The sequence below is a fragment of the Microbacterium sp. NPDC080220 genome, assembly GCF_040686395.1.
Taxonomy (GTDB): domain Bacteria; phylum Actinomycetota; class Actinomycetes; order Actinomycetales; family Microbacteriaceae; genus Microbacterium; species Microbacterium gawkjiense.
On sequence record NZ_JBFBOP010000002.1, the window covers coordinates 378,206 to 390,975 of the forward strand.

13 protein-coding genes and 1 tRNA gene are annotated in these 12,770 nt (G+C 68.7%); 2 read left to right on the plus strand and 12 right to left on the minus strand.

Annotated elements, in window-relative coordinates; translation table 11 throughout:
• Positions 1-118 precede the first annotated feature (118 nt).
• The 3 genes from AB0P29_RS05415 to AB0P29_RS05425 all read right to left on the minus strand — a co-directional run bounded on the left by AB0P29_RS05415 (position 119) and on the right by AB0P29_RS05425 (position 3,962).
• The gene (locus AB0P29_RS05415) at positions 119-1,534 is read right to left on the minus strand and encodes an MSMEG_0567/sll0787 family protein (RefSeq protein ID WP_363378986.1); all 1,416 of its coding nucleotides are present in this window, start codon (positions 1,532-1,534) and stop codon (positions 119-121) included.
• A 2-nt stretch (positions 1,535-1,536) separates the two neighbouring features.
• The gene (locus AB0P29_RS05420) at positions 1,537-2,631 is read right to left on the minus strand and encodes an MSMEG_0568 family radical SAM protein (RefSeq protein WP_363378987.1); all 1,095 of its coding nucleotides are present in this window, start codon (positions 2,629-2,631) and stop codon (positions 1,537-1,539) included.
• A 149-nt stretch (positions 2,632-2,780) separates the two neighbouring features.
• On the minus strand, positions 2,781-3,962 hold the full coding sequence (locus AB0P29_RS05425) for a cobalamin-independent methionine synthase II family protein (RefSeq protein ID WP_363378988.1): 1,182 nt from the start codon (positions 3,960-3,962) through the stop codon (positions 2,781-2,783).
• 304 nt (positions 3,963-4,266) lie between these two features.
• Between AB0P29_RS05425 and AB0P29_RS05430 the strand changes: the two genes are divergently transcribed.
• Positions 4,267-5,514, plus strand: coding sequence for an IS256 family transposase (locus AB0P29_RS05430; RefSeq protein WP_363378989.1), 1,248 nt, complete (start codon positions 4,267-4,269; stop codon positions 5,512-5,514).
• 9 nt (positions 5,515-5,523) lie between these two features.
• Here the strand turns inward: AB0P29_RS05430 and AB0P29_RS05435 are convergent, their stop codons facing one another.
• Entirely contained in the window at positions 5,524-5,973 is a 450-nt protein-coding gene (locus tag AB0P29_RS05435) for an IS5 family transposase (RefSeq protein WP_363378990.1), read from the minus strand.
• Between the two features lie 28 nt (positions 5,974-6,001).
• Positions 6,002-6,424: an IS5 family transposase gene (locus tag AB0P29_RS05440; protein ID WP_363378991.1), complete on the minus strand. Its 423-nt coding sequence runs from the start codon at positions 6,422-6,424 to the stop codon at positions 6,002-6,004.
• Positions 6,425-6,590: 166 nt separating this feature from the next.
• Between AB0P29_RS05440 and AB0P29_RS05445 the strand changes: the two genes are divergently transcribed.
• Positions 6,591-6,899 (plus strand): hypothetical protein, encoded by a 309-nt coding sequence (locus AB0P29_RS05445; RefSeq protein WP_363378992.1) that lies wholly within the window; start codon positions 6,591-6,593, stop codon positions 6,897-6,899.
• A 101-nt stretch (positions 6,900-7,000) separates the two neighbouring features.
• On the opposite strand, the gene AB0P29_RS05450 is transcribed toward AB0P29_RS05445, so the two are convergent.
• The 7 genes from AB0P29_RS05450 to AB0P29_RS05480 all read right to left on the minus strand — a co-directional run bounded on the left by AB0P29_RS05450 (position 7,001) and on the right by AB0P29_RS05480 (position 12,764).
• Positions 7,001-7,729, minus strand: coding sequence for a hypothetical protein (locus AB0P29_RS05450; RefSeq protein ID WP_363378993.1), 729 nt, complete (start codon positions 7,727-7,729; stop codon positions 7,001-7,003).
• Positions 7,708-8,376 carry a hypothetical protein gene (locus AB0P29_RS05455; RefSeq protein ID WP_363378994.1) on the minus strand — a complete coding sequence of 223 codons (669 nt, stop codon included), beginning with the start codon at positions 8,374-8,376 and terminating at the stop codon, positions 7,708-7,710. The genes AB0P29_RS05450 and AB0P29_RS05455 overlap by 22 nt, the downstream gene beginning before the upstream one ends.
• A 78-nt stretch (positions 8,377-8,454) precedes the next feature.
• Positions 8,455-8,919: a helix-turn-helix domain-containing protein gene (locus tag AB0P29_RS05460; RefSeq protein WP_363378995.1), complete on the minus strand. Its 465-nt coding sequence runs from the start codon at positions 8,917-8,919 to the stop codon at positions 8,455-8,457.
• A gap of 163 nt (positions 8,920-9,082) precedes the next feature.
• Positions 9,083-10,324, minus strand: a complete 1,242-nt coding sequence (locus AB0P29_RS05465) for a hypothetical protein (protein WP_363378996.1) — start codon at positions 10,322-10,324, stop codon at positions 9,083-9,085.
• 77 nt (positions 10,325-10,401) lie between these two features.
• Entirely contained in the window at positions 10,402-10,923 is a 522-nt protein-coding gene (locus tag AB0P29_RS05470) for a DUF1877 family protein (protein ID WP_363378997.1), read from the minus strand.
• A 376-nt stretch (positions 10,924-11,299) separates the two neighbouring features.
• Positions 11,300-11,388: transfer RNA gene (locus AB0P29_RS05475), tRNA-Ser, on the minus strand.
• Between the two features lie 74 nt (positions 11,389-11,462).
• Entirely contained in the window at positions 11,463-12,764 is a 1,302-nt protein-coding gene (locus AB0P29_RS05480) for an LCP family protein (RefSeq protein WP_363378998.1), read from the minus strand.
• Positions 12,765-12,770 lie beyond the last annotated feature (6 nt).

Here is a 12,770-nt window from a genome sequence, read left to right on the forward strand (position 1 = left end):
GGGGTCTCTCTTTCGTCAGGTGGAGCACGGGTGGAGCCGGGGGTGGAGCTGGGGTGGAGCGTGGTTCCAGGCTGGTGGGCGGATGTTTCGGAATGGTTTCGTCCGGAATGAGGTCCCGTTACAACGCGCCGGCCGGCCCCAGCCCGGTGGGCGGCACGCCGACAGCCGAGGTCTCGACGCCGTCGGGCCAGCGCAGGCGCACCTCGTCTCCGCCGTGGAGTCTGCCCACGACGGAGGTCGCGGCGAGGTCGGAGCGCATGCGCGAGCGGCCCGGACGGTCCGCGGTGAGCATGCCGAAGCCGGGGAAGCACGTGAGCCAGTCCCCGAACGACACGTCGTCGGGGGCAGGGACGGCGGCGACGTCGATCGTGAGACCGGTTCCGGATGCCTCGGCCAGCATCGCCGCGCTTCCCACGATGCCGCCCATGCTGACGTCTTTGGCCGCCGCGGGCAGCGCTCGACGCACGAGCGCGCCGAGTTCTCGCAGCTCGGCGCCGGAGCGGGCCGAGGTGGTGTCCCACTGTCTCCCCTCGAAGCCGCGCCGCCAGGACCCGTGCAGGTCGACCGTCAGGCTGAGGTCGTCGCCGACGCGCCCGCCACCCCCCGGGACCGGGCGCTTGGTGCGACCGAGCGCGGTCACCGACAGCGCGCACGCGACGCCGAGCTGGGTGTGGCCGCCGAGGATGGGGATCCCCCACGCATCCGCGCCGCTGCGCAGTCCTCCGAGCACGCGTTGGGCGAACGACGCCGTCGGAGCCGCCACGGCGTTGAGCAGTCCGACCGGCTTGGCACCCATGGCGGACAGGTCGTTCGCGTTCACGAGGACCGCGCACCAGCCCGCCCACTCCGGATCGCGTTCGACCATCGCGGGGAGGATGGCGTCGCACGCGGCGACCACGTCGCTGCCGGGCACCGGGGATCCGTCGTCGCCGACGAATCCTGCCCCGCCGAGTGCGCGCGGATCATCTTCGCGCAGGACGCCGACCAGGGCGCCGAGGGGGTTCTTGGTCGCCTGCACGAGCTGCTGGATGCGATCGATGGGCCACCGCATGCGCACGTGGGGCGCGCCGCCGATCTCGGTGCGTCCCCACGTCTGCCAGCCGAGGTGCACGAACAGCGGCTCGTTGCGCTCCTGCACCGTCGCCTCGAACCGCAGCACGCCATGCGCGAGGGCCGTGGCGCACGCCTCGCGCACGAGAGCCGACCCGATGCCGCCGGCTCCGCGCGCGTCTCGGCGCACCACGAGCCGAGACCCCGTCCACCAGCCGATGTCACGCCCCTCGACGGCGGGGGCGAGGCGGACGCCGCCGAGCACCTGGCCCACGTCGTCGACGCAGACGAGCACGATCGTTCGAGGGTCGTCGTCGATGCGGTCGGAGTCGTCGGCGTCGAAGATCCCCTGCTCGGCGACGAACACGTCGCGCCGGATCGCCCGGTACGCGGCCGTCTGCACAGCATCGGCCCGTTCGATGACCCACGCGGCCGGGCGCGCCTGCCGGAGGCGGGCGCCGGTGAGGGCCGGGACCTCGAACATGGTCAGGCTCCCGCTGTCTTCAGCACGCTGCAGGCACCGCAGGCGGCGCACCCCGCACGCTGGTCCTCGCCGCGCATGCCCGCCGCCTGGAGCAGCGCAGCCACGCGGCTCGTGACGGAGTTGAGCACCCCGCGATGCGGGGCCGGTACCTTGTCGACATCGGTCGCGAGCGTGCCCTTCAGCGGCCGAAACGGCACCACGAAGGGGTACACGCCCATCTCGATGAGCTCGCGCGCGCCTTCGACCAATTCATCGGGGTCCTCCCCCATGCCCACCAGCAGGTACGTCGAGACCTGGTTCCAGCCGAACACGCGCACCGCTTCGCGCCAGGCGGCGCGGTACTCGTCCATGCTCACGCGGGACTTGCCCGGCATCCAGCGCCGGCGCACCTCGTCGTCCATGGACTCGACGTGGATGCCGATCGACCGGGCGCCGGCCTCGTAGAGGTCGGTGATCGCACGGAGGTCCGCCGGCGGCTCGCACTGCACCTGGATCTCGAGGTCGGGCACCGCGGCCTTCACGGCCCGCACGCAGCGGGCGAGGTGCTTGGCCCCGCGGTCCCAGCCGTTCGACGTGCCCGTGGTCATCACCATGTTGGTGACGCCGTCCAGCCGCACCGCGGCCTCGGCGACCTCCGCGAGCATGGCGGGGGTCTTCACGGCGACGGTCAGCCCCGCGTCGAGCGAGGCCTCGATGGCGCAGAACCGGCAGCGCTCGCTCTCGTCGTAGCGGATGCAGGTCTGCACGACGGTGGTCGCCAGCACGTTGCGGCCGTGGAGCTTCGCGATCTTCTCGTAATTGACGCCCTCGGCCGTCTCGAGGTCGTAGAACTTGGGGCGGACCACCGGCGCGACGTCGAAGCCGAGATCGGCGCCGTCGCGCATCAGACGTCCGCTCGCGGTGACCACGTACGGGCTGGCAGGATTGAGGGGGATCGCGGCGCCGTCGCCATTGAGGATGAAGTGCCCGTCGTCGCTGGGGCCGGCGCCGCCGGCCCGGCGCACCGGGGCGTCGCTGCGCACGCCCAGCAGGGCGATGTTCACACGGGTCGAGACGTGTGCCGAGGTCTCTGCAGGGGCTTGCGTGGCGGGAGTCATGAATCCAGTAGACGGACGCACCGTTTCGATCTGGCTACGGGCGGAATGCGAACATGTTTCCCCCGGAGAAGATTCCGTTACGCGCCCGGCGGGTCAAGAGAGACGGATGCCGCGTGCGCAGCATCCGTCCGCCTTGATGAACCCGACCGTCAGGCGCGACGGGCGCCTTCGCCGAGCGCGGCGAGCTTCGCCCACGCGATGTCGGCGTGCACCCGACCGCCGAGGCCACAGTCGGTCGAGGCGATCACGCGGTCGGCGCCCACGATGCCGGCGAACCGGCGGATGCGCTGCGCGACGAGCTCAGGGTGCTCGACCACGTTCGTGGCGTGGCTGACCACGCCGGGAACGAGGACGAGGTCGTCGGGCACGCTCGCGTCCGCCCACACCCCGAACTCGTGCTCGTGGCGCACGTTTCCGGCCTCGAACGAGATGGAGCCCACGTTCGCCTGCAGGATCACGGGGAGGATGTCCTTCAGCTCCACGTCGGTGGTGTGCGGGCCGTGCCAGGATCCCCAGCACAGGTGCAGTCGCACCTGCTCCTTCGGCAGTCCGGCGATCGCGTGGTTGATCGCGTCGACGCGGATCTGCGTGAACGCCTGGTAGTCGGCGATGGAGGGCTCGGGGTTGATCTGGTCGAAGTTCTCGGCGAGCGACGGGTCGTCGAGCTGCACGATGAGACCCGCCTCGACGATGGCGCGGTACTCCTCGCGCAGAGCCTCGGCCCACGCCCAGATGTGCTCCTCGTCGGTGGCGTAGTGCTCGTTTCGCACGCGAGCGGCCGATCCCGGCGCGATCGCCGTGAGGAAGCCCTGCTCACCGTCACCCAGCGTCGAAGTGAGGTGGCGGATGTCGGCGGCGACCGCCTCGTGTCCCCGGTAGGTGATCGGGCCGGTCGTCGTCGGGAACGCCGTGGCCCCGTGACCGGTGTCGACCGCCTCCGCGTAGACGGCGGGGAACAGCTGCCGGTCGCGGCGATCGAGGAAGCTCGTCAGCCTCACCGCACCCGGCTCCGAGCGGACCGGCGGCTCGTTGAACGCGTTGACATCGGTGAGCGAGAGCCCGGCCGCACGCTGGAACGAGTACGACCACCAGGCGCCGTAGTCGACGGCGTTCGACATCGCCTTGCCGAACTCGCCGTCGCCGACCAGGGTAATGCCCGCGTCGCGCTGGCGCTGCACGACATCCGCGACCGCCTGCGCCGTGAGCTGCGCGAACTCGGCCGTCGACTGGAGGGTGAAGCCGTCGTCGGCGAGCGGGCGGGCCGCATTCGCGTCGATCAGGGCCTGGGTGCGGGGAAGACTCCCCGACGTGGTGGTGGCGACGGCGGACATGGAGGAGCCTCCTGGATGAGATGACCGCGGAGCGGTGCGGGTCGCGGCTCTCGCGCCGACCGACGGCGGCGCTCAAGGCGGAGGCTTCCGGTTTCCGAGCCGCTGGCCAGCCTAACCAGCTGCCGGAGCGCAGGCGAAACGCGTGACGGGTCAGTCGATCCGCGCCAGTCTGACGTTCGGCCAGCTGAGTCCCGCATAGTGTTGTAGCGCATGGTGGCCCGGCTCGTCGTTCCTGACGTGGGCGCGGTCACCGTGTGATCCTTCGAGAAAGCTCTCTACTTCTCACTCGAACGGAATCATCACGATGACCGCACCTCATATTGTCGACCCTGCGAGCGTGCTCGCTGAAGCCCTCTCCGATGCGTCGCCGGATCTGATGCGCAGCCTGCTGCAGACGATGATCAACGCGCTGCTGTCCGCCGACGCGGACGCCGTGGTCGGCGCGGAATGGGGCAAGCCCAGCCCGGACCGACTCGCGCAGCGCAACGGGTACCGGCACCGCGACCTGGACACCCGGGTCGGGACCGTTGATGTCGCGATCCCGAAGCTGCGTCAAGGCACGTACTTCCCGGAGTGGCTGCTGGAGCGCCGCAAACGCGCTGAGACCGCGATGATCACGGTCGTCGCCGACTGCTACCTCGCCGGGGTGAGCACGCGTCGGATGGACAAGCTGGTCAAGACGCTCGGGATTCACTCGCTGTCGAAGTCGCAGGTGTCGCGGATGGCGGCCGAGCTCGACGAGCATGTCGAGCAGTTCCGCCACCGCCCGCTCGATGACGCCGGCCCGTTCACGTTCGTCGCCGCCGACGCCTTGACGATGAAGGTCCGTGAAGGCGGGCGGGTCATCAACGCGGTCGTGCTGGTCGCGACCGGGGTCAACGCCGACGGGCGCCGCGAAGTCCTCGGTCTACGCGTCGCGACCAGCGAAACGGGAGCTGCCTGGAACAGCTTCTTCGCCGACCTCGTCGCCCGAGTCCTCGGCGGGGTCCGCCTCGTCACCTCCGACGCGCACGCAGGGCTCGTCGAAGCGGTCGCCGCGAACCTCCCCGGAGCGGTCTGGCAACGCTGCCGCACCCACTACGCAGCCAACCTGATGAGCGTCACACCGAAGACCATGTGGCCAGCGGTGAAAGCGATGCTGCACTCCGTCTATGACCAACCCGACGCCGACGCCGTCCACGCCCAGTTCGACCGGCTCCTGGACTACGTCGACGGCAAGCTCCCCGACGCGTTCGAGCACCTCGACACCGCCCGGGCAGACATCCTCGCGTTCACCGGGTTCCCCGAAGGACTCTGGCAGCAGATCTGGTCCAACAACCCCAACGAGCGCCTCAACCGCGAGATCCGCCGCCGCACCGACTCCGTCGGAATCTTCCCCAACCGTGACGCGATCATCCGCCTCGTCGGAGCCGTCCTCGCCGAACAGACCGACGAATGGGCCGAAGGTCGCCGCTACCTCGGCCTCGACATCCTCACCAAAAGCAGACTCACCCTCGTCGCCGACACCAGCACCGAGGAGGCCACCGACACCACCCTCGAACTCAGCGCCTAGGCCGTGTTGCTAAACCCATTGGAGGGTGGCTGCGAGGCTGAGCCCGGCGTGGAAGTTCCGGGCGGTCTTGTCTGATCGGGCCGCGATTCCGCGCCACTGCTTGAGCTCGTTGAAGCAGCGCTCGACGGCGTTACGGCCTTTGTAGCGTCGTTTCTGATCGCGCCCGAAGTCGATCGGCCGGCCGGGCTTCTTGCGACGGTCCGCGATCTGGTCGTCGCGTTCAGGAATGGTCGTGGCGATTCCTCGCTGGCATAGCCAGGCTCGGTTCTTCTTCGACGGGTAGCCCTTGTCGGCGATAACCCGTTCCGGACGGGTCCTGGGGCGTCCTTTCGCGCCGACGACACGGATCTCGTCGATCGTGTCGGGGAGCATGCTCGTGTCGGCGACCTGTCCTCCCGTGAGGACGAACGCCAGGGTTCTCCCCTTTCCGTCGCAGACGAGGTGGATCTTGGTCGTCAACCCGCCTCGAGAGCGACCGATCGAGTGATCAGGCGGTTCCTCGCCGTACTTCTTGTAGTTCGGCGGATCCCCCTGTGGCTCGGGGAAGGGTCGCGCCGTGCTGATGCACGCGCACGATCGTGGAGTCGATCGAAGTCACCCAGTCCAACTCTCCACGCTGATGCGTGAGGGACTGCACCGCCTCCAGCACCCGAGTCCAGACGCCCTGCTCGGCCCACCGGTTGAAGTTCTTGTAGATCGTGTTCCAGTTCCCGAACCGCTCGGGCACCTCCCGCCACGGCGATCCCGTCCGGAACCGCCACGCCGTCGCCTCGGCCACCGCGCGACGGTTGACCGGCGGACGGCCAGTCGTGCCCACGGCCGGAAACAATGGGCCGATCACAGCCCAAGCATCATCAGAGATCTCCACACGCGCCACGAACACAAGGATCACCCGCGTGCCCACGAGCACCCTTTAGCAACACGGCCTAACCCCTCAAATCGAAGGACACCGCGCTACACCACCACTCGGGACTTGACCTCAGCCGCCAGCGACCGCGGGACGTTCTCCTCGTCAACAGCATCACACGTCGCAGCGAGCCTGTGGGGATGTCGGGGGCGCGACGTAGCGTGGCGTCATGACGACGAACAGCGATGTCCTTGTGGAAGGCGAACCTGCCGGATTGCTCCTTGAAGCACTGACGGCCCTGATGCAGAACTCCGAAGAAGTCGACGGCCTGGTCAGATTCCAAGGCCCGTTGGTGGGCGATAGCGGCGCCGCGCTCGTGCACGCGCTCGGAAGGGTCACGGCAGAGTTGCACGCCGACGACATGCGCAGTTTCCTCCCCGGAGCAACTCCCAACACACGCACAGAAGAGCAGCGGGCCGCCGACGCCTTCCTCGTCCTCGTCAAGCGACTTGACGAGGCCATCACCGGGCACGCATGATTCCGCGGGTTCTGACGTCGCGAACAGCGTCCTCGGTCGGTCGGCCGGGTTCGATCCGTCGGAGAGACGTCGCGGCACTACGGCGCTCCTGAGGACCTCACTCAGGCCGCGGAGATGGCTGCGATGATCGCATCCGCTGCGCGCTGCCCGATGGCGCGGTCGTTGGCATCGAGAATCATCCAGGCGTCGTGGCCGCTGTCGGCGAGCTGATCGAACGCGGGCCGCAGGTGCTGCTTGTCGCGTCGGGTGAGCCGGTCCAGGCCGAGACCGCGCCGACCTCCGGCGGCGGCCATTAGCACCACAAGATCGTCGAGGTGTCGGCCTCGGTCGCGCTGGTCGACGGCGTAAGCGGCGGCCTTCGCAACGATGGCGCCGAGAGCATCCGGCACCGCAATGCGGACAACGCGGTCTGCGCCATGCAGGTCGTACCAGTCTCGGCGGTCGATCGCCTGCCGGGCTGCCGGGGCCTGGAAGATCGATCGCCGCGCCCACCGCGCGGACGCGCCTCGTTCCACCATGACATCGACGGACTCGTCACCGCGGTCGAATCCATGCAGCACACTGCGACCGTGAGACTCCGCCGGGCGGAGTCCGATGTTCTGGAGCGGACCCGTGACGGCGCTGACGCTGGCCGCTGCGATGTTCAGTAGCAGGTCGACGTCTTCGGTCGGGCGCGAGGCGGTGATGCCGGCGCGCAACGCGTGGGCGTGCACCATGAGCCCACCAACCAGCACCCAATCGCCCGGGGCCGTGACGTCGGCGATCTCGATCAGCAGGCTCCAGGGACGCTCGTCACCCGGGACGACGATCAGGTGTTCCGCGTCAGCCACGCCTGCCTCATCTCTTCGAGCGCGCGCACTCCGATCGAACGGACACGGGACGCCGCCGACCGGGCGCAGTCCGCCGCGACGAGCGCGCGCGGCGCCGTATCGCCGACGATCCAGGACAGGTCCCCGGATCGGAACGCGTGGATCGCAACCCCGCCGTCGCCGTGCTCCACCAGTCCAGCGTCGTCGATGAGGTCGTCCAGCTCGCCCTCGCGAAGGTACCCGTGGATCGTGTCCGACTGCCCGACGAGCCGCTCTCCCAGCACATCGATCGCGGATTCGCCCGTAGGTACCAGAGCGTCCCGAGCGACATCCGGATGCCGGGCGGTGAAGCGCCGCACCGTCACCGACTGCGCCAGTCTGCGCCACAACACGTCGGTCTCCGTCGTGCCGATCAGCTCCCGCGTTCTCGCGTCGGTGGTCTCACCGGTCGACAGCGCATCGATGACCGATCGCACCCGGCGCTCGGACCAGGGTCGGCCGCCATCGGTGGCTATGCGCGCGCGCTCGCCGACGGAGGCGAGGTCGACGAGCCAGCCCCGCGCGCTGATCCGTCGCCCGACGAGTTCGCCGGACCGCAACATCTGACTCACCCGCTCCTGCGACAGCCCCAGGCGCCGCGCAGCATCCGCCGTGGTCACCTCAGACATTCGTAACCCTTCGCTCAAACGAACAGTTATGATTCTAAGGCACGAGTGCGCATTCGGCGAGCTCCCCAGCCAGCCTGCTCACGTACGGCTCGCAGCCCGCCTCGCTGCGACCGCCTTCCTCGCCGCCGTGAGGTCCTCGAGCGTCTGCTCGACGTTGTCTTCGTCAACAGCATCACGCGTGGCGGCGAGCATGTCGTACTGACGCTCACGCCGGCGCTCTCGGTATTCGAGCAGATCCGCGAGGAGAACGCGTCGGTGCGTTCCCGCCTTCTCGAACGGGATCTCACCCTCGTCGAGGAGCTTCACAACGGTTGGGCGGCTCACGTTCAGAAGATCCGCGGCCTGCTGGGTCGTCAGCCGTGTTGTCTGGGGCACAACCGAAACGGCAAGCCCACTCTGCATTGCGTCCACGATCTTGCGGAGAGCGAGGTAGACCTCTTCCGGAAGCTCCACCTGGTCACCTGGACGCGCCCCCGCAAGAAAGTACCTTGGCTCGGGAAGAGCCCTGCCAGCGGCCTCATGGGCGGTGAGGAAGTCCAGCACAGGGGCAAGCTCGACTCCTCTGCTGGGAAGGTACGTCTCTTCAACAACTGCAGCGCGAGACACGGGAATCACCTCAATACGCGTAAACGCAGGAGGTTGCGTTTGTTGCGATTAGAGTACCACGCGTCACCGACGGATCAGTACATGGACTGGCTCGACACTGTCAGAAGACGCGGATGCCGGCATCCGCGAGCGCGTCACGGGCTCTCCCCCATCGGCGGTCGTCGGAGTAGATCCGCCACTGCTCGGCGAGGCCCTCGTCGTGGACGAGGTCACGGAACCGTCGGAACGCGCCCGCGCCCTCGATCGCACGGGCGAGTCGGTCACGCAACGCATGATCACGCTGGCGGAGCGCGAACGCTTCCATGTCCTCCCACCCCTCCCGCGATCCAGCCCTCTCGAGCCAGACCCTCCGATCAGGTTCCGCCTCGACATCAATCACCGCGTCCTCGCCAACGATGGCAGGGTCGGTGAAGTCTCCGCTGAAGGCCTCACCGGTCAGGAGGTCGACGTAGACCGTGCTCGACTCTCCGGAGCCGCCCTCCAGAAGCGAACTGAGCTCGTCGAGGTCGACGGGAGCCGTGTGCGCTGCGGGCGGCTCGCGTCGCAGCAAGGCCAGCAGATCCTCGGAAAGCACCTGGTCCCCAGGGCCGCTGCGCGTGATGAGCCGGTTTATCAGCGAGAGCGCCACCGGCTCCGCCTGGCGGCGTCGGCTGCGCAACGCCATGGCCATTCCGGAGCCGAGCTGCTGGAGCGCGTCATCGATCTCCCGCCCCGTCAGCGCATCGAGGAAACCCGCCGGATCGGCTGCCGCGACCGCCTGACGGACGGCCCGGATGTCGAGCTCCGCCAGAGCATCCGCCGCTGGCCACCGATGAGCCTGCATCGGATGCAGCACCCGTGGCCGCGGCGGCATCGGCGACTCGCCGTCATCGCCGTCCCAGTTCCTGCCGTACTGGTCGGGGATACTCCCCCACCCCCAGTACGGCAGCGGCTTGTCGGGCACGATCCCGACCGTATCGAGCGGATCGATCTTGCGCTCGCCGACCACACATCGGTGCACCCAGTTGTCGCCGAGATCGAACGTGTACTGGAACATGGCGCCGAGCGTCAGCATCCGTCCCACCTTCGCCGACTCGATATCCAGAGCGGCCACCACCGGCCCGAACGAACTGGACGCCAGCTCCTGCCCGGTCTCGTCGTCGGTGATGACACGACCGTCGGCGAGCGTGAATACCGAGAGGTGCGAGCGATCCCAGCGCGCGAACGCATCATCGATCGCCTCAGCCAGATCAAGGAACGTGTGCGACGGCGCAACCGCGAAGATCCGCCCCGGCCACGGCCACAGGTCCTCACCCCGCCCGCCCAGGAGCTCCACCCTCACCGACAGCCACGTGCGCGCCATACAGCGAGCATGGCACGCCGGCACGAGCGGCTACACGAGCCCGGACTTCCTCACGATCGCGATGCGAGTCATTCGGATCACCCGATGAGGTAGACCATTCCACGGGCGTCCGCTGCGAGCGGCTCGACGAACTCCTGTGCCCGCGTGAGGTAGTCGAGGACGTAGTTGAGCTCGTCGTCATCGCCGGCTCCGTGGCGGCTGCGCCAAGTGCGCGCCCACGTTCGCACCTGAGACTCGTCGATGGCGCAGAGGTCGTCCCGAATCGCCGGCACCTCCTCCGGAAGGATGGTCCTCACCCACGGGTCCCACCCCATGTCGTGCATCGTCACGTTCCCCTCGAACATCCGGTAGCACGAACCGGCGGCGGGACTTCGGGGCCCCGAGCGCGTGAGGGACTGCAAAGCAGACCATGCCTTGTCGAGATAGAGCATGTCGCGCTTCGGCGAGACCTGCTCGAACGTCGCGACACTCAGGCTCGCGTGCGGCTCCAGGCCCCATGCGTCAGCAAGCGGATCGCTGGAGAGGATGCTCTGCGGGTCATCGACCGCCTGCTGAGCGCGGTCGGCATCGAAGGCATATGCGTAGTAGCGGATTCCCATGCGGCCAGCATCCCGACGCAGGCGCAGCCTCGATCGCCGCATCCGACGCCGTGGGGAGAACGCTTTCGAAGCCCGCGCTGTGGAGGAACCGACGAGCCGCGGGCGCGAGCGTCTCACAGCCCCGAGACCGAGGGATTCGACGTGCCGGTCTCGGACCGAGGCACGCAGCCCCTCGGTCTCCGACGTGGCAAGTTCGTGGCAGAACGCGCCACCCACAGCGTTATGCCCGCGTCCGTGACGATCGGCATAGCAATGTGAGCGGCCCACGCGGTGGTCCGCCGATCGGGCGCTGACCAGGGATTCAGCTCTGCCACGATTTGCCACGAAGCGAATCGGGCCGAAACCGGCTCACCTGATTGAAACGAGCCCACCTGAGCGGAGACGGAGGGATTTGAACCCTCGGTCCCCTAAAGGGGACTCCACCTTAGCAGGGTGGTGCACTAGGCCTGACTATGCGACGTCTCCAGGCATCCGACCGCGAACGGCGCGAATGCACCACGCAAGCATAACCGCTCGCGGGCGCCGCGCCGAACCGAGCGTCAGCGCTGCGCGACGGTGCAGGTGACCTCGTTGGCCGACTGCCCCGTGATCTCCCCGGGCAGGTCGACGGTGCCGTCCTCCGCCGCCGGCGGCGTCGCGGTGGCGTCGGGGTCCGGCGTCCCCGTCGGCGTGCCGGTCGGCTCGGGCGTCGCGTTCGGGTCTCCCGCCTCGCCGACGACCTCCACGCCGTTCCCGCCGCTCGCGGCACCCGTGACGCGGATCGGCTTGTTCTCGGCGAGCGCTGTGAACAGCACGTCGGCTGCGGAGGTCACCGGCAGCACCCGGGCCCCGCCCGGCGCGTAGACAGTGGGGTACTGCACGAAGACGATGTCCTTGTACGGGACGTCGGCGACGGCCATCGCGATCTGCACCATCCGCTGCGGGTTGGCGAGCGACTCGCTGAGGACCAGCTGCTTCTCGTTGACCTGGCGGAGGGCGGTGTTGGCGAGGTTCAGAAGCGCCGGGTAGTTCGAGAGCACCTCACCCGACTGCAGCTTGCGCACGAGCGAGCTCATGAACTGCTGCTGGTTCGAGATGCGGCCGAGGTCGGATCCGTCGCCGATGCCGTGACGGATGCGGAGGAACTGCAGCGCCTCCGCCCCGACGAGGGTGTGCTCGCCGGCGGCGAGGTCGAGACCCGTGTGCCGGTCCTTGATGTCGTCGCTGAGGCAGACGTCGACACCGCCGATCGCGTCGGACATGTTGATCACGCCGGTCCATCGGATGGCGCCGGCGAACTGGATGTCGACACCGGTCAGCTCCTCGACGGTCGCCACCGAGCAGCTGAGCCCGCCATAGCTGTAAGAGGTGTTGATCATCTGCGCGCTCATCGCGGGGGACGAGCCGCCGTCGGGGTTCTCGCACGCCGGGATCGGCACGATCATGTCGCGCGGGAACGACACGACGGTCACCCGACGGGGCGCATCGCTGATGTGCACGAGCATCGTCACGTCGTTGCGCTCGCCGCCGTCGTCGTCCGCGCAGCGCGGGAAGAGCGTGAGGTCCTGACCCTCGCACGAGTCGGTGCCGACGACGAGCATGTTGACGCCGCCCTCGATCTCGCCGATGTGCGGCGGCAGGGCGGCGTCGTCGCCGATCGCCACACCGTTCTCGTCGAGGCTGCGCGCGGCATCCCACACGTAGAACCCGCCGATGGCGACCGTGCTGACCAGCGCGACGGCGAGGACGGCCGCGAGGATCGTGAAGACCTGGCGCAGCGGATGCGGCGACGTCAGCGCTCCGTGACGGGCGACGGGTTGACGGCGGAACTTCGTCGCCTTCGCGTCGTGCCTTGCGCTCACGGATCA